Here is a 24,126-nt window from a genome sequence, read left to right on the forward strand (position 1 = left end):
CCGCGATTGAAGTCGGTTGATTCATCGGTTGATTCAACAGTTGAGGCAAAGCCCTAAATGAATGCTAACGCGAGTTTGTTCTCTAAACCTGTCAAAATCAGCCAGTCAGGAATGCCAAAAAAGGCGCGACGAATCGCGCCTGCTATTTCTGAGGAAAAGATTTCGAGGAAAAGGGTCAATCCAATTTGAACGAACTGAACCTAAACGGGTGCAACACCAGGCCAGACTTAGCGCAGAAGCGGACTAATGCGCGCCCGATATGCATCCTGAGCTAAGCCATCTGTCGCAGCTGAAGACACATTGGAGGGCAGAGAACTAATCGCCTGCTGTAGCCGCTCAACACGATCGGCAGGGTGAGGGTGCGTACTCAGGAAGGTTGGAGGCGAGCCACGCTGTGCCAACTTTTGCATAAACGTCACCAAGCCACTTGGCGCGTATCCAGCTTCTAGCATGTTGCGCAGACCCAGTTCATCGGCTTCGTACTCATCGCGGCGGCTATTTGGCCGATTGAGCGCCAAGTCAACCCCAATGGCCACGGCAGCGTTGCGATCCAATCCAGCAGCCGTGGCTACACCCGCCTGTACGGCACGCTCACGCATTTGCTCTACCGCATGGCGTTCCACAATATGACCCACTTCGTGACCAAGAACCCCTGCGACCTCAGCTTCATTTTCGGCAGCTCGGAGCAATCCGGTCGTTACATAGACATAGCCACCCATGGTTGCAAAGGCGTTGATTTGGTCAGAGTCAACGACTTGGAACGTGTAGTCGATATTGGAGCGTTCACTTGTTTCGGCTAGGCGTTGACCAATGTCATCGATGTATCGCACTACATCCGAGTTGCGGTATAGCCGAAACTGCCGCGACGTAAGTTGTGCGTTGATTTGCTGACCGAGCTGTGCCTCTTGTCGATCTGACAAGTTGGAGAGCTGAATAATTTGCACGCCTTGTAGCAGGATATTGAGCCAGCGAGGTACTGCCTGCGACGGGGTGGGCGTGATGACAACAATGCTGACGGCCATGATAGCGGCCATCAGGCTGTAGAGCCAGCGGCGACGAGACGATCGAGAGAACAGTGAAAGGAGTTTAGACATGTCGGAATGAACGCTAAACGACAAGAACTGAAGGAGGGGCAGACAAACGTGAAATTAGATTAATTCAAAGCTGAATTAGGTTGTAGGGGCAACCAACGAACGGAAGACTTTAGGGAAATCGTTTCGACTGATGATCGAGACGTTGCTTCACACCAAAAGGTTGCTTGGGTTGCCTCAAAATTTGAGGTGAATGGGGTGGGGCGATCGCCCTGGGTTTTTCCCCGGCGCTAGGTCAGGAATATGCTGGGTCTGTGCCTTTTCCCACGCTCCATGTCAACTGTTTCCTCATCAATAGACCTTCCTGTATGAATAGGCCTTCTGTATGAATAGGTTGTTGAAGCATGAATTGCTGTGCGGTGGAACTGCGCAAAAATCCATGCAAGTTATGCAAGAGGTCTAATCAAGAATGCCCAAAAAACTTGGTTAGCTAGAAGGTTGCCAAATTCGCTCAAAACTTTGTTACTGGGTTACTGGCAGAATTGGTGCCAAGGCATGAAGCCTGGAGCATAGATGTTGCGAGTAGGCATGAACGAATTTTATTGGCAACTTGTTAAAAAAGCATGCCACCAAGAAAATCCATAGATACGCCACGGGTTAGCCGCTTAGGTGCCATAATCGAGGGTGGTCTTTTGCACTTGGGTTCACCCCTGAGGTCTAGTTTCATGGCGATTCTCGATTCAAACGGACGGCTGTTTGGTAAAGTCAACATCCTTGATTTGGGGGCTGGCCTCATTATCTTGATGGTGGCCGCTGCAATCTTTCTCTTTCCTGGTACGTCGGGTTCGTCGGTGGCGCAGCTTGGCGTGCAAACAGCCCCAGTCGAGGTGGATGCCATGGTGCGTGGCCTCACGGCCAGCGATCCTCAAGCGCTGTTGCGCGATCTGCAAGCTTCCGAAAATGTAGATGTCATTATCCGCAATCAGCCCTATGGGCAACTTCAAGTGCTGAATGTGCAATCGCTGCCGCGCTCGGTTGCGGTTCCCCAGCCCGATGGCTCTGTGGTCGCTGAGCCCGATCCCCGTCCTGAACTCAACTACACCATTGATATGCTGATTACACTGGGAGGAGACGCCCAAATCACCAGCGATGGCCCTGTGTTGGGGAACAGCAAAGTGAAGGTGGGAACCCCTCTAGAGCTGGAGGGACAAACCTTCCGGTTCAATGCTCCTGTGGTTGGGGTGCGCATTCAGCAGGAACAGCCCCAAGGTTAATCATTCATTTGCTGCATCCAAAGAAGGAAGCCTGTGTTTCTTAGCGTTGTCATTCCTACTTATAACCGCAAGCCGATTTTGGAAAAGTGTTTGCGATCGCTCGAATATCAGCGCTTGTCTCCCAATACCCCCATTCAAGGGTATGAAGTGGTGGTGGTGGATGATGGTTCCACCGATGGCACGGTTGACTGGTTGCAGCAGGTTAACTTTCCCCATGTACGGCTTATTCAGCAAAATCATTGCGGGCCTGCGGCTGCTCGTAACTTGGGCGTAGAATCGGCCAAGGGCGATATCATCATCTTCATTGATAGCGATTTGGTGGTGCTAGAGACCTTTTTGCAGGCCCACATGGATGCTCTCACGGCAGGGTATAGCCGATTGGGGAGCGATCGCGCCTTCACCTATGGCAGTGTCATCAACACAGCCAACTTTGACGATCCCACAAGTGAGCCGTTTAAGGTGACAGACTTTTCTGCGGCCTACTTTGCGACTGGGAACGTGGCGATCGCCCGTAAATGGTTAGAAAAAGCCGGCTTATTTGACACCCGCTTTCAGCTCTATGGCTGGGAGGATTTGGAACTTGGAGTTCGCCTAAAACAGTTAGGACTTCAACTCATCAAGTGTCCCGAAGCCGTAGGTTACCACTGGCACCCGCCCTTCACCCTCGATCAAATTCCCAACCTCATCGACAAAGAAATTCAGCGGGGTCGCATGGGCGTGCTGTTTTACCAAAAGCACCCCACATGGAACGTGCGCATGATGATTCAAATGACGTGGCTGCATCGAGTGCTTTGGGGTGTCTTGTCGCTGGGCGGATTGCTCAACGAGGTGACGATGGCTCCGCTATTGCGTTGGCTCATTAACCGGGGAAAACCACAGCTTGCACTTGAGATTGCTCGAATTTTCTTAAATTGGTACAACGTACAGGGCGTATATGCGGCTTATGCCGAGCAACGGCAAGCCGGAGCCCTCCGATAATATATAAACGACGGCTGTTGCACATATGTCTGTGTCTTACAGACATGCTGAGCCTATTGATCCTGAAGATTCTGTGAAGATTCTGAGGCTCAGCTTTTGGGCGATGCATAAAGGCTCAAGCGCTGTGTCTCTAAAACTGTGTATGGAAAATTGTGTGTGGCTTTTCGCTCCTCACATCAGGATCAGCCACCTTGGGGCAAGCGCTTAATGCTGCGGCCTAACTCGGCCGATGCGAACCTGCAAGGAGCCCAAGCGTGTATCTACTTCCATCTGAAACCAATTTTTTGGAGTATTGGCGATCGTCTGAACCTGTTGGGGTGATGCTTGACGATAGCCACTCAACAATAGGGGCAGTGTGGCTATCATCACCAAAATCATCGGCAGCTTTTTCACAAGATAACCCATAGCCTGTTTAACGGTTTTCCTATCTTTATATTCCCAAGATTGCTTCCAATCGAGCATCCCAAGCAGACAGTCTGCTAACTGACACGTTTATTGCCAAACGATTGGGTGCAGCACATTGATGATTACTCCTTCAATCATCAATGTGCCTATCATTTCTTTCTTTATTGTTATTTCCTTAATCGCGATCGTGCAACACAGTTGATGAATTGGGCCATACTCTCAATTTGTCGTGCAGCGGTGTCAAAACCTCTATGGGTTGGAGGATTGGCTGGATTGCTGAATCAAAAGCATTGAAAAAACTTCATCCGCTCACTGCATAAAAACCGAACTGCTTTAAATGCTCTTTATGAAAAATATGATTTCATCTTTTTAGTTTTTATAGAGTTATCTTATGAAAACTCCCAGCGGTGCGCATGTTTCGGTTGATCGAGCAACGCTTCTATCCCAACTATCGATTGAACGATGGGCAGCCGTTTTGGCTCATAAAGCAGATAGAGTTCGATACCTTTTGAGCAATCCTTCTTGGCTATTCATGCGCCAAGTTTGCAAATTTAATGTGGGCCGAAAAGTCTATAGGGGAAGACGGATTACATCTTCAACCGAGATGCTGGTTGATGGTGAAAAGTCCGAGGTTTTTACAGCTTCTCCTCAGGTGAATCATGCTGTGAAGTTGTTGAGAAAAGATGGCATGGCATCTGGATTTCAGCTCACAAGTTCTGTGGTGGAAGAAATTCAAAATTTTGCCCAAACGACTCCCTGTTATGGCGATCGCCGAAAGAACCTTGGATTTTATTATGCGGATCGCCAACAGGCAGAACATTTAGCCGAGCGAGTTTTTAGCGTAGGACATTTCTTTAATGTGCCGCTGCGATGTCCTGCAGTAGAGCAATTGGGAAAAGATCCCCTGCTTCTGGCGATCGCGACTGAGTACCTGCAGGGGCCATCGGTGCATCAGGGTAGCCAACTATGGTGGACATTTGCCAAGCCAAGTGTAGCTGACAGCCCCAAAGGTGTTTCTGGGCAAGCTTTCCACTACGATTTGGATGACTCTCACTCAATCAAGTTTTTCTTCTATCTCAGCGATGTGGATTGTCATTCGGGAGCCCACGTGTATTTTCGCGGGAGCCATCTTTGCAAACAGGGGACTCACCAGTGGAAGCGGCGAGGCATTTCTGAAACTGAGCTAACTCGCATGTATGGAGCCGATACACGAGTCGCTGTCGAAGGTAAGGCAGGCTATGGCTTTGTGGAAGATACCTACTGCTTTCATCGAGGAACACCCTGTTTTGGGAGCGATCGCCTGCTGCTAACGGTGCAATTTGCCCTACGCGACTATGACATGCAAAATTCCATGGTCGATCCAGGTCGGCTATCGTTGATTCCCGGTTACGAAGTGAATTAAGCCCTGGTTAGAAACGCACTTAGAGCATTGGTCAGTTCTGTCGCACAGCCTTGAGGGGCATTTCCCCAATTCGTGTTGAGCTGAGACCAAATGTAATCAAACCAAAGGTGTGTCTCCAATTTGGGTTAGCTCTATCTCACCAAAAATGGCCGAGGTGTGGCGATAGAACTTAAATTCCAACAGGTTGTAAAACGGGTCTTGTAAAAAAAAGGTGCGGTGATCGAGGAGGGTGCCGACAAACCGCTCTTTGGGCGGCTGGTAGAAATTGAGCTGGTGCTGGTGCGATCTCACAACCAGCGCATCAAAATCTGCCTCATTGGTAAACACTAGGCCAAAGTGGCGAGGATAGACACCTCGCTGGGGAGTGAGGGGTTCGTGGGTTACATGGGCCACCAGTTGGTGACCATACAAGTTCAGAATCAGTGAATGAGGGTTTTCGCGACCGGGCTCACAGCCCAATCCATCTACATAAAAGGTTTTGGTTTGTGCCAGGTTAGTGACTGGAAAAGCTAGGTGAAAAATTGTCGGTGAGAAGGTGTGAGACTGCATAAGCAAAAGAGCTGAAAGTGTTAACGTTGTAGGCAGTGTGTGCTCAAGGCTGCCAGAAGGTTCATCCCTTGCTGAACTATGCGTCTTTGTAGCATGTTGGTTTATCCCGTGCTGTTGTCTATCATCTTTTTTCCAGGGCTGTGCTTATGGATGCGCTCATTCCGTGGGGTATGGCGATCGCCATTAACTCTGTTTTGGCCCTGATTGCTTGGGTTGCCCCAAAAAAGTTGCTCACCCCCATGGGACTGCTCCATGCGTGGGCCTTGGGCATCATCATTTGGGGAACGTTGGGATGGCGTGGATATGGGGTCATTCTGTTCTATTTTTTGGCAGGGTCGGCGGTGACGCGCATTGGCATGGCCCGTAAAGAAGAATTGGGCATTGCCGAAAAGCGATCGGGGGCGCGTGGCCCCGAAAATGTGTGGGGATCTGCCCTGATCGCGGCCTTGTGTGCGTTAGGGGCCTATGTGATGGCGAGCGGCTTTAGCAATATTGGCGTGGCCGCGTTGATTTTGGGCTATGTGGCCAGCCTCAGCACCAAGCTGGCCGATACCTGCGGCAGCGAGGTGGGCAAAGCCTACGGCAAGCGCACTTTTTTGATTACCACGTTGCAGCCAGTGCCAGCGGGCACTGAAGGGGCGATTAGCCTAGAGGGCACGTTGGCAGGTTTGGTGGGGGCGGCTGTCATCGCGGCGATTGGTTGGTTGGTTGGGCTGATTACTCCGCTGGCGATCGCGCTATGTGTGGCCGCAGCCTTTGTGGCAACGAACCTGGAAAGTGTGATTGGAGCCACCTACCAGTCGAAATATCGCTGGTTGACGAACGAAATGGTCAACATTATTAATACCGCCATTGGCGCGGCGATCGCCATGGTAGTTGGCTTAGGGCTGGCGTTGATGTAACCTGCGGTTGTGCTGGACTTTGCTGTGGCTATTTGCTGTGATTACACGCTGATATAGCGCCGCACGTAGCTTTCCAGCGTTTCCAACTTAAAGCCAAAGGTCGATTCTAGGCGTTCAATTTCGGCTGGAGTGCAATAGAATTCGTTGGCCAGCAGCGTGCGAAATGTGCCCAGCGAAGCTTTTAGGTCTGGGTTGATGAATCCCAGCACATTACGAATACCGTCGATCGCCAGCACAGGTGGATTAATCAAGATTGGCTCTTTATTGAAGATACGCTGAAAGATGTTGGGAACATCACCCCGTTCCAAAATTTCTGGGCCACCCACGGCAAAGATTTGATTGCGTGCGGTTTCTACCATGGGAGCGATGGCCGCAATCCTGGCCAGGTCGTCCGTGCTGACGATCGAAGTTCGAGCTTTGGGATCGCCAATCAACACATACACGCCCGTTTGCCGAAAGCGCTCGGCCAAGGGCAGCAAGTTGGACGAAAATCCCGATGGCCGCAAAATTGTGTAGTTTACCCCGCTGGCTTCCAAATATTTTTCAACAGCCCGCTTGGCTTTGAACACGGGTGCATCTTCGTATCCGCGATCGGCCCCCAGCACAGAAGTAAAGACAAAATGCTTCACCCCCTTGGCCTTGGCTGCATCAATCAGGTCAATATTGGCGCGGTAATCAAGCGCCTGGGCACCGCCGCTAGCCTCGGTCGAACCGTGAGTGCTGATGATGTACTCCACACCTTCACAGGCTTTTTGAATGTCCCGCTCTTGTCGCAGGTCGCCAATAAAAATTTCTGCACCGCGATGCTCTAGCTCGGCATAGCGCGAGGTGAGCCGCACAAATGCTCGCACCGTTTGCTCTTGCTCTCGCAGCAGGCGCACGACCCGCTTGCCCAAGTGTCCGGTTGCACCAGTGACTAAATACATGGATGCTGCATCCTCCTGTTTTGGGATCGGCTGTGGCTGTTAGAGACCCGACACATTACGTTACACTAGCTATGCTTTTACCAAATTCTAGGTTGGGTTAAAAACCACGATTCAGTCCGATTTTAATGAGTTTTCTCGATTGCCGGAATCCACTGAATTGCATAGCTGCGCATTCGTTGCGAATGTGAAAATCGTGCAAAGGCAGTCGTCGGGCGATCGCCCTCACCACAGTCACAGTTCACTCAAAATCACGATTACACAATAGCGATAGCTAGCGATGAACGTTTATTGGTTGGTGTTTCAAGCCGGGTTGGGATTTCTTTCGGTGGTGTTTGCCGAGGTGGTACGCGATGCTTACCACATTGCTGGGCACTACTGGCAACCCATTCAGCGATGGCACAATTTGCATCACAAGGCTTACCGCCGAGATCTGTCGATGGTGAGCCGCGACGCTTACTGCAAGGCTCAACTCTACAACGATGCACCCGAGGCGATCGCCATGATTGTGGCTGGGGCGGTGTTGGCGATCGCCACTCAGCAGTCGATAATGTGGCTGGGCTGCCTTTACTCAGCGGGATTTTTGGTCACGTGTTTAGCGCGATCGCAGGGGCTGTTGCTGCAAACCGACCTCACCCACAAACCTGGGGATTTGGATGAAAATCCCTCGGTGTGGACGGTGAACCGCACGTACCATTGGCGGCACCATTTTGACCAGGGCAACGCCTACTACTGTGGTCACTTTACAATTGTAGATAAAGCGTTGGGTACGGCCTTGTCTTTAAAGGGAAAAACCATTGCAATTACGGGGGCATCGGGCTCGTTGGGGCGATCGCTCATTCGTGAGTTGGCTCAGCAGGGCGCGAAGGTAATTGCCCTCACCACCTCTGCCATTGATGGCATTGATGGGGCGGTGGATGTGGTGCAGTGGCAGCCCGGAGCAGAGCATTTGCTGCGCGATCGCCTCCAGTCTGTGGATATCTTCATCCTCAACCACGGCATTAATGTGCATGGCGATCGCACGCCCGAAGCCATTCAAGCATCGTTTCAAGTCAATACGTTCTCCGTTTGGCAACTGGCCGAGCTGTTTTTAAGCACCGTACAAAAATCCGAGCATCGCGCGCTCAAGGAGCTGTGGATCAATACCTCTGAGGCAGAAGTGAGCCCTGCCTTTAGCCCCCTGTATGAGCTGTCGAAGCGCACCTTGGGCAACCTCATTACCCTACGGCGGCAAGATGCCCCCTGTGTCATCCGCAAACTGATCTTGGGGCCATTCAAAAGCAATCTCAATCCCATCGGCGTGATGTCGCCTGAATTTGTGGCCCGAGGCATCGTCTTTTTGGCAAAGCGCGATGTGCGCAACATCATCGTCACCATCAATCCGCTAACGTATCTGGCGTTTCCTATTAAAGAGATGGCTCAATCGCTGTACTTTCGGTTGTTCTCTAAGTAATGCGAGTTTTGGAGCCGCCAAGGTGCCGATTTTAGGATGCGCGACCCCAGAAAAAAACTGAACCGAAACTGCCGTTAAGTAATCAAGCGGGAGTCTGTCGGAGGCTTTTGTTATGTTTCTTCACAGCAGTCATGGCCGTATTTTCACTCAGCGCTTCATAATTTTAGAGAGCACGCTTGAGAGCGTGTGGCGAAAGACCGCATTCTGACAGTGTTACGCTGGCAACGGATTCATCCTACGGTTCTCGATAAATTGAATACCACTGGGCGATCGCAGCCCCATGCAAATTTCACTGCGCGACATCAAAAACCAACGGTATAATGGCGCGTTAGACGTGAACGCCTCTACGCAATTTCATCTGGGTATTTCTCAGGAAGTTGCGGGTATTATGGATCCAGGTATGCATCGCTGTTTCAAGGCTGGTTAGCTGGAGGGCGATCGCTCAAGCCTGTCGCTAGGCTATATCGGGTTAACCACAAGAAATTTGCGTAACACGCGACGTTTCTGTAAGTTCCGTGGATAGCAAAGTTCACCTAAGTCTAGTTTCGATAGTTCCAGGCGTGGCGAGTACAAAGGCATGGCAAAGGATATGAGTTCTGGAGATCCAAAGCAGCTTCTTTTAATTGATGATGACCCTAACTTGATTTTGCTGGTTAAGGATTATCTGGAATTTCGAGGATATCAGGTCGTAACGGCTGAGAACGGCCAAGAAGCCCTGGACGTTCTCCAGAAGGAAACGCCAGATATGATCATCTGCGATGTCATGATGCCGCAGATGGATGGCTATTCGTTTGTTGAGCATGTGCGTAAAGATCCTCGCACGAGCTGGATTCCGGTTCTGTTCCTCTCTGCCAAGGGCCAAAGCCAAGATCGTGTTAAGGGGCTAAATACTGGAGCCGATGTGTACATGGTGAAGCCCTTTGAACCTGAGGAATTGGTGGCTCAGGTGGAGTCTTCGCTCAAGCAAGCGTCGCGCCTCATTCAGCGGAACGACAGCAAAGGGCTGGACAACGCACCCAAGATTCAGGTGCCATTTGATGTAGAGCTAACGCCTACCGAACTGCGCGTGGTGCAGTACGTAGCCCGAGGTATGGCTAACCGAGAAATTGCCGAAGAGCTGAATGTGAGTCAGCGCACGATTGAAAGCCACGTGAGCAATATGCTGGGCAAAACTGGCCTGCACAACCGGACTGAGCTGGCTCGCTGGGCGATCGAAAACAGTATGGCCTAAAATCTTAACCTTGCATCTCTTCGGCGTTCCCGCCCAAAATGCCCCCGCAAGATTCACAGGGGCATTTTGATGGAGGCGTTCTACAGGCTCCAGAGGTTGCGAGAGTTTGTGGCGATCGCCCGCTTGTTCCAATTCCAATCAGGTTTGTATCAGTTTCGTGAAACTCTGGCTCTAAAACCCTGGCTGGATCTTCTGAACTCTGACGCCGAGGGTCTTACCAACCGTCGCTTTCATCCTCTCCATGCCACACTTCTAAATCGAGTTCGTCGAGATAGGTGAGGGCGCTGTCGAGGTGGCGTGCTTCGCCGGTCAGCTCCAGGTCAAACCAGCCATCCTCTTTGGCATTGGCTCCCAGCAGGGCAGCTGTAATATTGACCGTGAGCCGATATTGCGAAATTAAGCGCGAAATGACTGGTTCCTGGTGATAGGTTTTGGGAACACGAATACGGATGCGGCGACTGGTGATGCGGCGATCGCCCTCTGAAGTTGTATCAGCATTGGATGAATGCGACGCAGCAAAATGAGACTGAGGCAGCATAGAAAACCCTCTCAGCGAATGTGAGTGTGAACGGAGATCGAGCAAACAGGTACCAGACCAAATGGAAGCTGGAATGGTGAACGCTGCGGAAGACTGGGTCGACTTATTCCGCGTCCTTGATGCGGGTTTTGCGCTCCAAAATTTCCTTCAAAACGAGCGTGACAAAAGCTAAACAGGCTAAAATTGCCGCTGCCGTATATGCAGACTGTGTTTCGTATTGCTTGTAGGCATGCTCTACGTACAGCGGTAGGGTTTGGGTTTTGCCCACAATATTGCCCGACACCACCGACACCGCACCAAATTCGCCCATGGCTCGCGCATTGGTGAGCAGCAGGCCGTACAGCAAGCCCCACCGAATGGAAGGAATCGTCACGCGCCAAAAGACCTGCCAGCCCCGTGCTCCCAGGGTCTCGGCGGCTTCTTCTTGATCAAAACCGACCTCTTCCAACACAGGAATGACTTCTCGTGCCACAAACGGCATGCTGACAAAAGCGGTCGCCAAAATCATGGCTGGTAGAGCAAACACCACCCGAATGCCCAGTGCGTTCAAAAATGGGCCAAACCAGCCATTGTTGCCATACAGCAGCACCAGCATCAATCCTGCAACCACGGGCGATACCGAAAAGGGAAGATCGATCAAACTGAGAACAAACGTGCGCCCCGGAAATCGATGTCGGGCGATCGCCCAGGCTGCCGCCAAGCCAAATACAGCATTTAACGGAACTGCGATCGCCGCCGTCAAAATCGTGAGGCCCACCGCATTTTGAAACGGACGCTTGGCAAACGTTTCCAGAATGCCCTCAATGCCGCCGCTAAAGGCTTGCACAAATACATTGACGGCCGGAATGAAGATCAGCAGCGAGAGGTACAGCAGCACGCCACCAATCAAACCATACTTTGCCCAGGGAATGGCCCGCCGTGGAGTGGCAGGCTGAAGATCCACGGGTGACAACGGTTGTGGAGATTGAGCAGAATCAGTCATAGCGTTTCCCCCAAGCTTGTAGCAAATTGATCGCCACCAAAATTACAAGCGATACTGCCAGCATTACCAATCCAATCACGGTTGCCCCGGCATAGTCATATTGTTCCAATCGCTGAAACACTAACACTGGAGCAATCAAGTCCTGAAACGGAATGTTCGCTGAAATAATGACAATCGAGCCGTATTCTCCCACTGCGCGCGAAAAGCCCAGCGCTAATCCCGTTAACAGTGCTGGCAATAGCGGTGGCAGCACCACCCGCCAAAAGGTTTGCCAGTTGGAGGCACCCAAGCACCAAGCGGCTTCTTCGATGTCCTTTTCCATTTCCTGAAGCACAGGCTGCACCGATCGCACAATAAAGGGCAGCGTAATGAACATCATGGCCAGCCCAGTGCCCAGCCGAGTAAAGGCCACCTTAATGCCAAAAGGAGCGAGCAAAGATCCAATCCAGCCGTTTTCGCTGTAGACCGTGGCCAGGGTTAAACCTGCAACTGCCGTGGGTAGGGCAAATGGCAAATCGATCGCCGCGTCCACAAGGCGACGAAACGGAAACTCATAGCGCACCAGCACCCAAGCGGTTGCCAAGCCAAACACACCATTAATTGCTGTGGCCACTGCCGAAGTCACAAACGTCACTTCAAACGCTGATACCGCCACCGGATCAGTAATAATGCGCCAAATATCGGCAGGAGTAAGCGTGGCCGCATTTGCAATGAGCGCCAGCGTGGGCAACACCAGCAACACCACCAGGTAAAACCAAGTAATGCGCCACGGCCAAGATACCTTGGCAAAGCGAGCAAGCCGCTCTCGCCAGCTCGGCTGGGATGGGGACAGCGGGGAGGTTGTCATGCAAGTAAGACTCCGATCAGCAAGATGGCAAAACTTTTTCGGGTCAAGCGCGGCAAAGCTGTGCGCTTGTGGATCAGGCCGAAGGTCAAAATTGATCCTGATCCACTCTATATCGTAGAGACCGAATCGTAGAGACTATCGGCCTACTTTGGCCTGGATCTTGTCGAACTCGGCCCCATCGTCAAAGAACTTGGCTTGAACGGAGTCCCAACCGCCCAGATCGGCTACAGTAAAGAGGTTCTCGACGGTTGGGTACTGAGAGGCGTACTTTTCGGCTACGGTTGGGTCGGAGGGGCGGAAGCCAGCTTTGGCAAATTCCTCTTGGGCTTCGGGGGTAAAGAGAAACTCGACAAAGGCTTCGGCGACTTCGCGGGTGCCGCGCCGATCGACGATGGCATCCACAACAGCAACCGGGTTATCGATGGAGATGTTGACATCGGTTGGCACGATAAATGGCAGGTTTTCTCCCCGCTGATTGGCGAGAATTGCTTCGTTTTCGTAGTTGATGAGAACGTCGCCCTGCCCTTGCTTGAAAAATACGTCAGTGGCTTCGCGGGCATCTCTGGGCAGAACCGGCACATTCTTGAATACGCTTTCGGTAAAGGCGATCGCCTGGGCATCGTTTCCACCCGTTTGGCTAATGGCCCCATAAAGCGCGAGAAAATTCCACCGAGCCCCACCCGATGTTTTGGGGTTTGCTGTGACCACTTGTACGTCCTCTTTTGCAAGATCGGCCCACCCTTGAATGCCTTTGGGATTGTCTTCGCGGGTGACAAGAACGGCAACTGATGAGTGCACAATGGAATTGTTGGGCGCTTCGGTTTCCCAGCCGGGTTGAATGAGTCCGGCCTCTTCAATTTTTTGGGTGTCCAGTGCTAGCGCCAGCGCTACCACATCGGCCTCTAGGCCATCAATGACCGCCCTAGTTTGAGAGCCAGAGCCACCATAGCTTTGGTTAAAGGTGACATCTTGCCCGGTTTCGGCTTTCCATTTTTCAACAAATTTGGGGATGATTTGTGAGTAGGCGGCTTCGGTAACGGCATAGGAGACAAGGGTGAGTTCGACTGGACCCCTATTGGTGTCAGCCCCTCCACTAGCCGAATCGGAACTGCTGGGGCTGCATGCAGCGATCGCCATACTCATGCTGATTCCAGTCAATACCAACGATAGAAAACCGCGACGTGAGCGAGGGTTAAACAGACCAGCCATGTGTGCTCTCCTTCGTGAACCTGCCTGAATGGTTGGATGATGAATCTACGGTTTGTCGACTGAGATACAAGCCTTAGTCGATAGAAATGCATCATACACTAAACTTCGATAACCAATCTACAGTATTTCAATCGGGTTTTGGTAATTTAATAAGCGGGTTATCTGGTCTTCATAAACCTTGAGCATGGACTTACGCAAGTCCACTAAATCTGGCGTGTTTGTGTTGTGGGTGGGGGTGCGAAGCACCCCACCCACAACACAAATGCGTAAGTCCTGATTGAGCGTTCAAGCGGTATTGAAGCGCCATTGGAGCTGAACTTGGCGCGATCGCATCAAATTACCTTAAAAGGCGATCGCGCTCAAAATTTCAGGCTGTCGGTGTTGCGATCCAGCCCTGCTCAGCACCTCGCCATACCTCAAAAACTAGATCTCCATGGTGTATCGTCCTCGAAGCGGGCGACGCACCATGGAGGGTTTTGTGTTGAATTGTGGCTGCCTGCTGACCTGCGCCAAGGCACAAAAAAGGCTCCATTGCGGAGCCGAACTGGAGCAAAGAGGAATGAAGAAAATCGTGACGAGTTAGAAAATAGGCAGTTGTGCAAGGGGAATGAATGCTGCACTTCGAGTGGTAGGTCTCAACTGCCTAAGTCACCTGGATATCAACGAAGTACCACCGAAGAGGGTTGGCTTTACTGCATGGGAGCGCGAGGACCTCGGCGATCGCCCCGGCTTTGCCGCATTTGTTCAAGCTGCTGGCGCTGATCGGCTGTGAGTACATTTTGGCTTTGTTCGCGGGCGCTTTCCATGATGCTGCGAAGTTGGGTGCGCTGCGCCTCGGTGAGATCGAGTGCGCCAAACGGCCCACCGCCCCGACGCCCACCACCGGGACCCATGCCGCCTGCTTCACGAGCTTCTTGCATCCGTTGACGACGCTCTTCTGGCGACAGGTTGGCAAACTCTTGACGGCGTGCATCTGCTTGCTGGCGCATTTGCTCCATCTGTTGGCGTTGTTCTGCGGTCAGCACGGCTTCCATTTGAGTTCGTGTATTTTCTCGAATTTGCTGAAGCTGTTGACGCTGGGTATCGGTAAGGTTGAGCTGTTCCATTGGATTGCGACCTCCCATGCGGCCTCCTCCCATAGAACCGGGTTCGGCATTGGCAATTACTGGAGCGATCGCCATGAGTGCAAGGGCAATTCCGGCTGCCAGCATGTGTTTGCGCGTAGGATTCATACAACCTCCAAATACAGTAGTGTGAGTGTTCCAATGGGTTCCGGCGTGAATCAAACAGTTGAGTAAACGCCGGAACCTGGAACGTGAGAAGCGAACGTGTGAGATGGCTTTATCGTACTGAAGCAAGCCGTGCGATCGCCTGAGACGAAGGTCACGGCTTCAGCCATGACCTTCGTCATAACACGCAAATTTCAGGAATAACTTATGCACGTCATCCGAAAAACCAGGGGGTTGAATCATGTTTGGGGCGCTAAGCAATCCAAACATGATTCAACTGCATAAGTCCTGAGGGAAAAGGATAGGATTTAGAAAATCAGGATTGAATCCACAAACGACTGAGGCTGGATGCTGAATGAAGTGCCTCCCGGTCGGCTTGACTCGCCATTCTAAGACGAACGCACGGTTTGCCAAGTTCTAGAGGGGTTGGGTCAATCTCTTACGGTCGTGCCTCAAAGCATAATTCACTGCCTCAGCCCTGCGGTCATTTCAGTTTTTTTCAAGCATTATTCTTTTTAAGAACCATTGGTACACGCCGCCTGTGAGCCGCTCTACAACACCCCGCAACCATCCATTTCCATTTTTGCTGTATTTGGAATGGGTTTTGATCGTGATTGCCCTACTCAGTGAACTGATGCCTGCGCCGTTTCCCCGATTAGCTCGGGGCATTTCATTGTCTCGGCTGTTTGCCATTCTTGGGTTTGGGGCGATGGGGCTGCGGTTGCCTGTTGGTCGGCCTTATGCCGCCATTTTGTACACTGTGCTGGAATTTGCGCTGGTGTTCATTTCAACCCCAACAACCGGGCGGCGCATTTTTGTTTTTCCATTTTTGTATGTGGTGTTGGTGATTCGGAGCTGTTTGCTATTCAAGCTACCAGGACGGCTGCTGGCAACGATTGCCGCGTTTATGATGTTTTTGTCGATTACATCCCATCGGTTAAACACGTTGGATTTGCAAGCACCGCCCTTTGTGCGCGAGCGGCTCAAGCCAGTCATTTTTGGGTTTGGATTTAACTCCATCATGCTATTTGGGCTGGCGTTGCTGTTTGTGTTGCTGACGGTGAATGCGCTGCTGGCCGAACGCGAAAGCCGCGATAAGCTTACGATCGCCAATGATCAACTGCGGGACTATGCTTTGCGAGCCGAACGCCTGGCCATGGAACAAGAACGCAATCGCATTGCGCGCGATATTCACGATTCGTTGGGGCATTCACTCACTGCGTTAAATTTGCAAATTGAGAGTGCACTCAAGCTGTGGGATACCAATCCGCGCCAAGCTTATACCTTTTTGCAGCAGGCCAAGCGGTTGGGCTCGACTTCGCTGTCTGATGTGCGTCAATCGGTGGCGACCATGCGCAGCGATCCATGGCAAAGTCGCTCGCTTGATGAGGCGATCGCCACCCTCCTGCAAGACTTTGAGCAACATACACGCATTCACCCCAGTTGTGAAATGCAACTTCATCAAAACCTGGCTCCTGAAATCAACACGAGCCTGTACCGCATCATTCAAGAAGCATTAACCAACATTTACAAACATGCCAATGCAACCCGTGTGCAAATTGGGTTGCACTGTACATCTACCGCGCTTTATCTCACCATTCAAGATGATGGAAAAGGATTTGATGTGGAGCAAAATCAGACAGGATTTGGTTTGCGCGGTATGCGTGAACGAACGCTGGCACTCAACGGGTCATTTGAAGTTCACAGCAGTGTAGGGCAAGGCTGTCGCATTTCCATTACAATTCCACTTCTAAATCGCGATCGCGATCGTGCCTAAATGTCTGCTAACTACGGTATTTATTCTTGATGGCAAGTCGTTCTAAATCGTGACTGACTGAATCACCAATTCATTCCAATATTTATCCAATTAAGAGTACAACATGTATGATTCGTGTGCTGATTGTGGATGACCAAAGCTTGATTCGGCAAGGCTTAAAAACCTTGCTGGAGTTAGAGCCCGATTTGCAAATTCTGGCTGAGGCGGAGCACGGCCAAGAGGCGATCGCCTGTGTTGAAGCTTTGGCTAAGCAAAACCAGCTTCCGGATGTGATACTCATGGATGTGCGAATGCCGGTCATGGATGGGGTGGCGGCTACCGGGGCGATCGCTCAACAGTTTCCCCAAATCAAGATTCTAGTGCTGACCACATTTGATGATGAGGCGTATGTTGTCGCTGCATTGCAAAAAGGGGCGGTAGGCTACTTGCTCAAAGATACTCCTTCTGAAGAGTTGGCGGAAGCCATTCGCATGGTGCACAAGGGCTACACGCAGCTCAGTCCTGGAATTTTGCCCAAACTAACGGCGGGCCTTACGGCTGCGGTGACCCAACCCCAGCCACCCCTGGCCCTAGAGCAACTCACCCCTCGCGAACGAGAGGTGCTCAAGCTGATTGCTCAGGGAGCCAGCAATCGCGAAATTGCCCAAGCACTCTATATTTCTGAGGGAACCGTGAAGAACCACGTAACCAATATTTTGGGACGGCTCAATTTGCGCGATCGCACCCAGGCAGCTCTCTTTGCCAATACCTTTCTCAATCAGCTGTAGGCTAATGTCGGGTCTGGATAAGTCGAAGCACTTCGTTTTGCGTGCCCGTTGCGCACGCAGAAATGGAGATTTCTGAAGGGTGTGCGGCGCGCAACTCTCAAAACATCTCCCTCAACCAAAACTGATGTCAGTCTAGATCTCTGGCCTGACTCGTTGTCAGTTGTTGATTCCCAACGGCATGGGAAAAGCGCTTATTTGGTTTTCAACTTTTGGGGAGTGCGATCGCCCTTGGGTTCTTCTACTTGGCGTTTTTTAAGAATGTCGAGAAAGGCATACACGGCAGGGGGATGCAGGGCATCTGCCCGAACAATTGCCCCAATCATGCGCTCGACCGGAACGGGCAGCGAAAACACCTGCACATTGGGGGGAATTGGCTCCGCAGCTAGGCGGGGCAAAATGGTGGCCCCCAACCCCTGCGCCACCAGGCCAACAATAGCCGCATCGGTGCCCACTTCATAGGCGACCTTGAGCTGATACCCGTGCTGTTCGACATGGTCGTACAGCTTGCGCATCATCCTGTAGTCAACGGGTGGCATGACCAAGGATTGCTGGGTCAGATCATCCCAGGAAATTGTGGGCTTACTGGGCTGAAACGATGCCGGAAATAATGCCACAAACTCATCGCGCAAAATCTCCCAGCTATCAAAATGGCGCTCGGTTGGCAAAAGCGTAAAGCCAATTTCGGCCTCGCCGTTTTGCAAGGCTTGCTCTACGTCGGGGCAGTCATCATGCTCTATCAAGCTAACGGCAATTTCGGGAAACTGTTGGTGAAACTCGGCAATGACGAATGGCAGTACGTGGGCTGCAACGCTGCGAAAAGAGGCAATGCGCACTTGCCCACCGTGGAGTCCACGGGCCAGTTCTGCCGCTTTGGTAATGGCTTCAGCCCGGCTGACAATTTGCAGGGCGTGGGGCACAATTTGTTCGCCAACGGGGGTGAGTCTGGCTCCATGCCGTCCGCGCACCAGCAGTACTACACCCAGGTGCTCTTCTAAGGCGGCGATCGCATGGCTCACGGCAGATTGCGACATGTTGAGATGTAATGCGGCTTCGCTAAAATTGCCATGCTCGGCGACGGCGACCAAGATCCGTAGCTGAGACAGCTTCATTTGATTTTGAGGATTATCTCTCATATGGCGTTAAGCCTGAGCATAGCAACGTAAGCAACACAGAACCGCCAGTTCATATCGTCAAATCAGCAAACAGCTTTTACCCCGGCAGAGCTTTTACTCTGGCAGATTCAATAGTCTACCCACAAGCCGACCAATAAACAGTACGCCAGATTGCTAGATGGGATCGCCAAAATTTAGGAGTGGGCCTGAGTCCTTGGTCTGCAACTGCACTCAGGGGCGATCGCATAGTTGCAAGATTCTCTGCCGATCTCTACCGTTCAATACTTTTCAACAATCGCGATCGCCTTTAGAATTTGCTCAAGCTGAGCTGCTCTGGTTGCCAAGATCGTGAGTGGAAGCACGCCAGCACTCCGGTCAAACAAGCAAACCAGGGCACAACCAGGCGGCCAATGTTGTTGCGGTGAAGAACCATGCGGTGGGAAACAGGGCGACGCAGTATCAATATTGAAGATCGGCGCGGCATGGGTGGCGGTGGTCGTCGTGGAGCCGGAATTGGCATTGGCAGCGTCATTTTGGCGCTCATTGCCATGTTTTTTGGCATTGATCCATCCATCGTGCTGGATTCTGGCCCTTCTCCATACCTTGAGTCTCCCCCGGCCCAAGTGTCGCCTGCGGATGAGCGGTCTGCAGAACTGGTGAGCGTTGTTTTAGCCGATACCGAGGAAACTTGGGGCGCTCTGTTTCAGCAACAAGGTGCCCGCTATGTAGAGCCACGGCTGGTGTTGTTTTCGGGAGCTGTTGAGTCGGCGTGTGGCTATGCCCAGGCGGCCGTAGGGCCGTTCTATTGCCCACTCGACCAAAAAATCTACATTGATTTGAGCTTTTATGAAGATTTGCGGACTCAGTTGGGTGCGCCGGGCGAGTTTGCCCAAGCCTATGTGCTGGCTCACGAAGTCGGCCACCATGTGCAGAACTTGTTAGGCATTTCGAGCCAGGTGCAATCGTTGCAGCGACGAGTCAGCCGCACCGAGGCTAACCAACTGTCGGTGATGCTGGAGCTACAGGCCGATTGCTTTGCTGGGGTGTGGGGCCATAATGCGCAGATCGTGCAGCTGGAGACTGGGGACCTAGAAGCGGCGCTGAATGCGGCTGCGGCAATTGGAGACGATCGATTGCAGCGGCGATCGCAGGGGTATGTTGTGCCTGAGTCGTTTACCCACGGCAGCTCGGCTCAGCGGGTTCGCTGGTTTCGCCAGGGAGTCAACACGGGTGACCCTGAGCAATGCAACACGTTTGAAGCCCAACGCCTGTAGTCCGACGCCTTTAGCTGGCTTGACGGTTGACCCAATTCTGCGGGCTGCCCAATCGAGAGCTGGAAACCAGGGCGAGATGAATGCAGGACGTATCAGAGACGAAACTTGTAGCCTGAGAGAGTTGGGCTTGATCAACGATATTCGGCTGGGCTATTCGGTTTCGGCCCAGCGCCAGTTATAGCGATTCCATTCGTAAATGCCTTGAATTTCGTATTCCATGCCGTTATCAAATCGGATAATGCAGTTGGTGTGCCCCGTGGGCAGGTCGGTTGGGCTGGTGCTGCCACCATTGGGTGACGACACGCTAATGACCGTACACAAAAACCATTCGCGGCTACAGGGGCCATCGTCTTGCACCCATTCCCACAATCCATTGGAAACCTCGATGCGATCGCCCACCACCAAGCGAGTTGGCCGCGCATAGCGCACCACATGAGACGGCCGCACCCGCTCCAACCACTGCAAGCCATACTCATCGCGAATAAACTGCACCTTGCCCGACTCGCGGCCAGCCAGCCAATCGTTGAGTAGCTGTACTTTCCAGTTACGGCTTTGCTGCTCTTGCTCGGCAATAAAATCGATCAGCGCCTGACGCTGCTCAGGTGGCAGGTTATCCAGTGGATTTTCTTCACTACTGGATGAGGGAGCCAAAGGATTGGCGATCGCCCGCATCAAAATGGCCTGCTGTTGTCCACTGAGCGGACATCCTACCGCGTCACACTCGTCAATTGCAGCCTTGAGGGCTGCCTCAAACTCAGCACTCGACATGGCAGTTACAAATGTCAAAAATGAACCGGGGGTTGGCTTTGCATTATCCTCCTAAAACTCAACGAACCTCAATCTTTTGCAAGATCTCGTTAACTTTATGGCCGAAGTCTGAGAATTTTCGTTGAGCGGCGATTGCCAACAATCGACTTTTTGCGGTCGGTTCGTGGGGCAAGAAGATCGTGCCTTGGAGCTGAAGACTCTTGGGGTGGCTGGAGTGCAAGGTGGGGCTAGAGGGCGATCGCAGTGGATCGGGAACCCTCGTTTCGCGGTACTCTTGGGGTAAGCACCTCCTTGCAATCGATTGAACTGATATGAGTACGACCCCTATCTCTCGCTGGCTGCATCTCGTTGTTGTGGCGATTGCCACAGGCTTCATTTGTTTTGCCAGTTGGCTGCCCATGTCCAGCGCTTGGGCCTTGACTCAAATTCGACTGTTCGACGTGGATTATAAGGAGTGTCCGGCGGAGATTGCCGAGGGAACCGTAACATCCGGTGGCAGTGCCACCCCAGCTAACTGTTTTATTGTGTTTGGCAAAACTGAGAATAAATCGGGCAAGCCAGTCAACAATGCGGATATTTTTGGTCGTATTTACGACGCCAACAATAACCCTGTCATGCAAAACCGCACGCGGTTGGGGTCGATTGATTCGGTGGAACCCGGAATTGGCGACTTTGAGCTACGCATTACTGTTTCTGACCTGTTGGCGACTCCGCTCAAGCTAGAACAGTTCAAAGCTTCGGGGTTTGTGGGTCAGGTGCGGCGCTAGGGGCTGCGGTACTAGATAGCCTGAGGCTTGGCATATGGCCCCCCTGGATGTCGTGATTGTGATGGTGTACCTGTTCACGCTGATTTACGTGGGCTACCGAGCCTACAATAATCTAGAAGATCAGGCGGCGGTCATTTTTGACCAGGCATCGCTCAAGGCTCAGCTTCAGGAACAAGGACTGCAAAATGCGATCGCCATTCGCATTCCCTTTCGTCCTCGCTACCAGTTTGAAACCATTCCCGACTTGTCGCTAACGGTGGTGAACAGTTCGCCCTATGCGATGTATGTGGATTGGGATCGGTGTTCGCTGACCAATTTTTCGGGGCGATCGCGCCGGGTAGTGCGCATTACCCCCACCATGAATCTGGATTTATCTCGTCCGCAAATCTTTAGCGTGATTGCTCCTGGCAAAATGCTAACAGAGCGGGTTGTCGCCGAGGATATGCTGCGACGTAATGCTGACGGTACCTTGCAGGTGGCCGCGCCCCTGGTGGATTTGTCTCCCGCGCGATCGCTACCAGAAGAGGCCCAGCTCGAATTTGCCTTTCGCCTCGTGTTTCGCGTTGCAGATACAAACCAAGCCCTGGATGAAGAGACCGATATGTACGCCGTGCTGTGCCGCTTTATCGTCAAGCGGGTTCCGTGGGATGCGGGCTACCCCTGGAAGCAAAAGAAAGAGAGTTCGTAAAACCGAAAGTTCAGCGTTGGTCAAGTTAAGTCCGATAGACTTAAAAGAGGAAAGAGGCAGCGAGGCGGCTACGGATCTTGATTCAAGATCTGAGGAAAGTCCGGGCTCCCGAAAGACCAGACCTGCTTGGTAACGCCAAGTGCGCGTGAGCGTGAGGATAGTGCCACAGAAACATACCGCCAGGATGATTGTTAATTCGTAAGTCGTGATTCGTAATTACGAATTGCGAACTACGAATTCCGAATTCCTCCTGGTAAGGGTGCAAAGGTGCGGTAAGAGCGCACCAGCAACGACCGTGAGGCGTTGGCTCGGTAAACCCCGGTGGGGTGCAAGGTCGAAGGAGCAACGGTTGGTCTTTTACCGGCTCCGAGACGTGCTGTACAGGCAACTGTGCAGTGCGGCTGCCAATCCGCTTGAGGTGGCTGGTGACAGTCATCCCAGATAGATAGCTGCCCATTCAGCGGTGCGCCGCTGGGTGAACAGAACCCGGCTTATGTCTGCCTCTTTCCACCCCTGGTTTTTGACGTTGTGCCATGACCTTGAGTTCGCCCTATCGAGAAAAGGAGCTGCGCCGACTTGCGCTCAAGCTGGGTTTGCCCGCCGATGCACCCATCCGGTGGGATTTGCTGGATATGGCGCTGACCCATCCCACGGCTTCTGCCACGGCCAATTACGAGCGGCTGGAGTTTGTGGGCGATGCTGTGGTGAAGCTGGCCGCCGCCGAGTTTTTGTATGCGGCCTATCCGACGGTGCCAGAGGGCGAATTGTCTGCGATGCGTAGCGTGCTGGTGAGCGATCGCATGTTGGCGCAAATTGGCGATCGCTACGGGTTAGAGCGATATTTGCTGATGGGGCCGAGTGCTGCCGCCGATCGGGTGGGGCACGATACGCGCATTGCTGCGGCAATGGAGGCTATGCTGGCTGCCCTGTACCTGAGTGGGCGATCGCTCAATTTGATTCATCCCTGGTTGGATTCCCACCTGCAAGAATTTGCCACGATCATTGCCAGTGATCCAGCTCGGCTGAACTACAAAGGCGCACTCCAGGGCATCACGCAAACGCACATGGGCGTGCTGCCAGAGTACCGCCTAACGGAGCTATCGCAGCGGTATGGCCATCCCGAACGGTTTGTGGCCGAGGTGTTTATCCACGGACAAAGCTATGGCCAGGGCAAGGGACAATCCAAAAAAGCCGCCCAACAGGCCGCTGCGCGCATCGCATTTGATCGGTTGCAAGAGCAGCTCAGCCCAGCAGACTCAACCTTTCAAGTGTCCCTTAGCCAAATAGAAGCTGCCACCCCACCAGAGCGATCGCCAGATCTGCCAGCACATGGCTAATGTAGCTGGGCCAAATCGAGCGGTAGCGACGGTAGCACTCACACCAAATCATGCCCGCTACAAAAACTCCCACCGAGCCCAACACAACCACGCCAATGGGGGTATAAGCCGCCAATGCCAGAATGTGGTGCAGCGTAAACCACAGCGCCGCTCCCAGCATGGCGAGACCTGAAGCATGGCCTAGCAATCGCTCCCACTGGTCATACACAAACCATCGCCACACGTACTCTTCCACCACAGCATTGAGCAACGAAAAGTAAGCCGCCCCCATTAGAAACATTGCCGGACTGGTAATACCCACGGCTTGGGCCTGTTGCCGCACCGCTTCCGGCGAAATCCAGGTTCGCCCCAGCCCGACATAGGTTGCCAGGATGATGCCTGCCATTGCCAGTCCCCACCCTAGTCCCGCCCTCCAGTGGGCGCGTGTGGGTGGCGTAAACTGCAGGGACGCAAATTCTCTAGAATTTCGCCACCACCACACCAGTGGTAGCCCCAGCAATAGCAGACGAGATAGGGTATAGGCGATCGCCCCAAATTCTGCTTCCAGTTCCCTTGGGCCAAAAAAGCGCAAAGTCGTACCGCCACTGGCGGCCACGCAAACTAGGGCCAGCCACAGGGCGGCTGGCCAACGAGCCAATGCGCGATCGCGGTTTTTTAGGTTGCCTGTCGTCATTCTTCTGCCG

Annotated in this window: 23 protein-coding genes and 1 other RNA gene; 13 read left to right on the top strand and 11 right to left on the bottom strand. The window is 52.5% G+C overall.

Features of this window, described 5'->3' with window-relative positions:
* Positions 1 to 227: 227 nt before the first annotated feature.
* Positions 228 to 1,094 (bottom strand): M48 family metallopeptidase, encoded by an 867-nt coding sequence (locus ACQ4M4_RS20950; protein WP_430686411.1) that lies wholly within the window; start codon positions 1,092 to 1,094, stop codon positions 228 to 230.
* A 662-nt stretch (positions 1,095 to 1,756) separates the two neighbouring features.
* On the opposite strand from ACQ4M4_RS20950, the gene ACQ4M4_RS20955 reads away from it, so the two are divergent.
* The 3 genes from ACQ4M4_RS20955 (at position 1,757) to ACQ4M4_RS20965 (ending at position 5,090) form a co-directional block, all read left to right on the top strand.
* On the top strand, positions 1,757 to 2,305 hold the full coding sequence (locus tag ACQ4M4_RS20955; RefSeq protein ID WP_430686412.1) for a DUF4330 domain-containing protein: 549 nt from the start codon (positions 1,757 to 1,759) through the stop codon (positions 2,303 to 2,305).
* A 33-nt stretch (positions 2,306 to 2,338) separates the two neighbouring features.
* A complete protein-coding gene (locus ACQ4M4_RS20960; RefSeq protein ID WP_430686413.1) occupies positions 2,339 to 3,283 on the top strand; it encodes a glycosyltransferase family 2 protein in 945 nt (314 codons plus the stop codon).
* Positions 3,284 to 4,376: 1,093 nt separating this feature from the next.
* Entirely contained in the window at positions 4,377 to 5,090 is a 714-nt protein-coding gene (locus ACQ4M4_RS20965; RefSeq protein WP_430686414.1) for a phytanoyl-CoA dioxygenase family protein, read from the top strand.
* A gap of 96 nt (positions 5,091 to 5,186) precedes the next feature.
* Here the strand turns inward: ACQ4M4_RS20965 and ACQ4M4_RS20970 are convergent, their stop codons facing one another.
* Positions 5,187 to 5,639 carry a VOC family protein gene (locus ACQ4M4_RS20970; RefSeq protein WP_430686415.1) on the bottom strand — a complete coding sequence of 151 codons (453 nt, stop codon included), beginning with the start codon at positions 5,637 to 5,639 and terminating at the stop codon, positions 5,187 to 5,189.
* Between the two features lie 146 nt (positions 5,640 to 5,785).
* Here ACQ4M4_RS20970 and ACQ4M4_RS20975 point away from each other — a divergent pair, with 146 nt between their 5' ends.
* The gene (locus tag ACQ4M4_RS20975) at positions 5,786 to 6,541 is read left to right on the top strand and encodes a TIGR00297 family protein (protein ID WP_430686416.1); all 756 of its coding nucleotides are present in this window, start codon (positions 5,786 to 5,788) and stop codon (positions 6,539 to 6,541) included.
* A gap of 41 nt (positions 6,542 to 6,582) precedes the next feature.
* Here the strand turns inward: ACQ4M4_RS20975 and ACQ4M4_RS20980 are convergent, their stop codons facing one another.
* Complete coding sequence (locus ACQ4M4_RS20980; protein WP_430686417.1) at positions 6,583 to 7,467, bottom strand: SDR family oxidoreductase; 885 nt, start codon at positions 7,465 to 7,467, stop codon at positions 6,583 to 6,585.
* Positions 7,468 to 7,744: 277 nt separating this feature from the next.
* Between ACQ4M4_RS20980 and ACQ4M4_RS20985 the strand changes: the two genes are divergently transcribed.
* Complete coding sequence (locus tag ACQ4M4_RS20985) at positions 7,745 to 8,917, top strand: bifunctional sterol desaturase/short chain dehydrogenase (protein ID WP_430686418.1); 1,173 nt, start codon at positions 7,745 to 7,747, stop codon at positions 8,915 to 8,917.
* Positions 8,918 to 9,506: 589 nt separating this feature from the next.
* Positions 9,507 to 10,148, top strand: coding sequence for a response regulator transcription factor (locus ACQ4M4_RS20990; protein WP_430686419.1), 642 nt, complete (start codon positions 9,507 to 9,509; stop codon positions 10,146 to 10,148).
* Positions 10,149 to 10,362: 214 nt separating this feature from the next.
* Here the strand turns inward: ACQ4M4_RS20990 and ACQ4M4_RS20995 are convergent, their stop codons facing one another.
* The 5 genes from ACQ4M4_RS20995 to ACQ4M4_RS21015 form a co-directional block, all read right to left on the bottom strand.
* The gene (locus ACQ4M4_RS20995; protein ID WP_430686420.1) at positions 10,363 to 10,686 is read right to left on the bottom strand and encodes an NIL domain-containing protein; all 324 of its coding nucleotides are present in this window, start codon (positions 10,684 to 10,686) and stop codon (positions 10,363 to 10,365) included.
* A gap of 103 nt (positions 10,687 to 10,789) precedes the next feature.
* Positions 10,790 to 11,668, bottom strand: a complete 879-nt coding sequence (cysW, locus tag ACQ4M4_RS21000) for a sulfate ABC transporter permease subunit CysW (protein WP_430686421.1) — start codon at positions 11,666 to 11,668, stop codon at positions 10,790 to 10,792.
* Positions 11,661 to 12,515: a sulfate ABC transporter permease subunit CysT gene (gene cysT / locus ACQ4M4_RS21005; RefSeq protein WP_430686422.1), complete on the bottom strand. Its 855-nt coding sequence runs from the start codon at positions 12,513 to 12,515 to the stop codon at positions 11,661 to 11,663. Before cysT ends, cysW begins: the two co-directional genes overlap by 8 nt.
* A gap of 135 nt (positions 12,516 to 12,650) precedes the next feature.
* On the bottom strand, positions 12,651 to 13,724 hold the full coding sequence (locus ACQ4M4_RS21010) for a sulfate ABC transporter substrate-binding protein (protein WP_430686423.1): 1,074 nt from the start codon (positions 13,722 to 13,724) through the stop codon (positions 12,651 to 12,653).
* Between the two features lie 689 nt (positions 13,725 to 14,413).
* Positions 14,414 to 14,956: a hypothetical protein gene (locus ACQ4M4_RS21015; RefSeq protein WP_430686424.1), complete on the bottom strand. Its 543-nt coding sequence runs from the start codon at positions 14,954 to 14,956 to the stop codon at positions 14,414 to 14,416.
* A gap of 538 nt (positions 14,957 to 15,494) precedes the next feature.
* On the opposite strand from ACQ4M4_RS21015, the gene ACQ4M4_RS21020 reads away from it, so the two are divergent.
* Together ACQ4M4_RS21020 and ACQ4M4_RS21025 are read left to right on the top strand one after the other, a co-directional pair.
* Positions 15,495 to 16,730, top strand: a complete 1,236-nt coding sequence (locus ACQ4M4_RS21020) for a sensor histidine kinase (protein ID WP_430686425.1) — start codon at positions 15,495 to 15,497, stop codon at positions 16,728 to 16,730.
* A gap of 107 nt (positions 16,731 to 16,837) precedes the next feature.
* The gene (locus ACQ4M4_RS21025; RefSeq protein ID WP_430686426.1) at positions 16,838 to 17,497 is read left to right on the top strand and encodes a response regulator; all 660 of its coding nucleotides are present in this window, start codon (positions 16,838 to 16,840) and stop codon (positions 17,495 to 17,497) included.
* 191 nt (positions 17,498 to 17,688) lie between these two features.
* Here the strand turns inward: ACQ4M4_RS21025 and ACQ4M4_RS21030 are convergent, their stop codons facing one another.
* Positions 17,689 to 18,630 (bottom strand): LysR family transcriptional regulator, encoded by a 942-nt coding sequence (locus ACQ4M4_RS21030; RefSeq protein ID WP_430686427.1) that lies wholly within the window; start codon positions 18,628 to 18,630, stop codon positions 17,689 to 17,691.
* Between the two features lie 410 nt (positions 18,631 to 19,040).
* On the opposite strand from ACQ4M4_RS21030, the gene ypfJ reads away from it, so the two are divergent.
* Positions 19,041 to 19,883, top strand: coding sequence for a KPN_02809 family neutral zinc metallopeptidase (gene ypfJ / locus ACQ4M4_RS21035; RefSeq protein WP_430686428.1), 843 nt, complete (start codon positions 19,041 to 19,043; stop codon positions 19,881 to 19,883).
* A 150-nt stretch (positions 19,884 to 20,033) separates the two neighbouring features.
* On the opposite strand, the gene ACQ4M4_RS21040 is transcribed toward ypfJ, so the two are convergent.
* Positions 20,034 to 20,669, bottom strand: coding sequence for a hypothetical protein (locus tag ACQ4M4_RS21040; RefSeq protein WP_430686429.1), 636 nt, complete (start codon positions 20,667 to 20,669; stop codon positions 20,034 to 20,036).
* Positions 20,670 to 20,962: 293 nt separating this feature from the next.
* On the opposite strand from ACQ4M4_RS21040, the gene ACQ4M4_RS21045 reads away from it, so the two are divergent.
* The 4 genes from ACQ4M4_RS21045 (at position 20,963) to rnc (ending at position 23,443) form a co-directional block, all read left to right on the top strand.
* A complete protein-coding gene (locus ACQ4M4_RS21045; protein WP_430686430.1) occupies positions 20,963 to 21,418 on the top strand; it encodes a hypothetical protein in 456 nt (151 codons plus the stop codon).
* 34 nt (positions 21,419 to 21,452) lie between these two features.
* Positions 21,453 to 22,106 carry a hypothetical protein gene (locus tag ACQ4M4_RS21050; RefSeq protein ID WP_430686431.1) on the top strand — a complete coding sequence of 218 codons (654 nt, stop codon included), beginning with the start codon at positions 21,453 to 21,455 and terminating at the stop codon, positions 22,104 to 22,106.
* 52 nt (positions 22,107 to 22,158) lie between these two features.
* Positions 22,159 to 22,615, top strand: an RNA gene (gene rnpB / locus ACQ4M4_RS21055) — RNase P RNA component class A.
* A 24-nt stretch (positions 22,616 to 22,639) separates the two neighbouring features.
* Complete coding sequence (gene rnc, locus ACQ4M4_RS21060) at positions 22,640 to 23,443, top strand: ribonuclease III (protein WP_430686432.1); 804 nt, start codon at positions 22,640 to 22,642, stop codon at positions 23,441 to 23,443.
* Here the strand turns inward: rnc and ACQ4M4_RS21065 are convergent.
* A complete protein-coding gene (locus ACQ4M4_RS21065; RefSeq protein ID WP_430686433.1) occupies positions 23,382 to 24,116 on the bottom strand; it encodes a CPBP family intramembrane glutamic endopeptidase in 735 nt (244 codons plus the stop codon). The genes rnc and ACQ4M4_RS21065 overlap by 62 nt on opposite strands.
* Positions 24,117 to 24,126 lie beyond the last annotated feature (10 nt).

The organism is Leptolyngbya sp. AN02str, assembly GCF_050565595.1.
In the GTDB taxonomy this organism is placed as follows: Bacteria; Cyanobacteriota; Cyanobacteriia; order Elainellales; family Elainellaceae; genus Kaiparowitsia.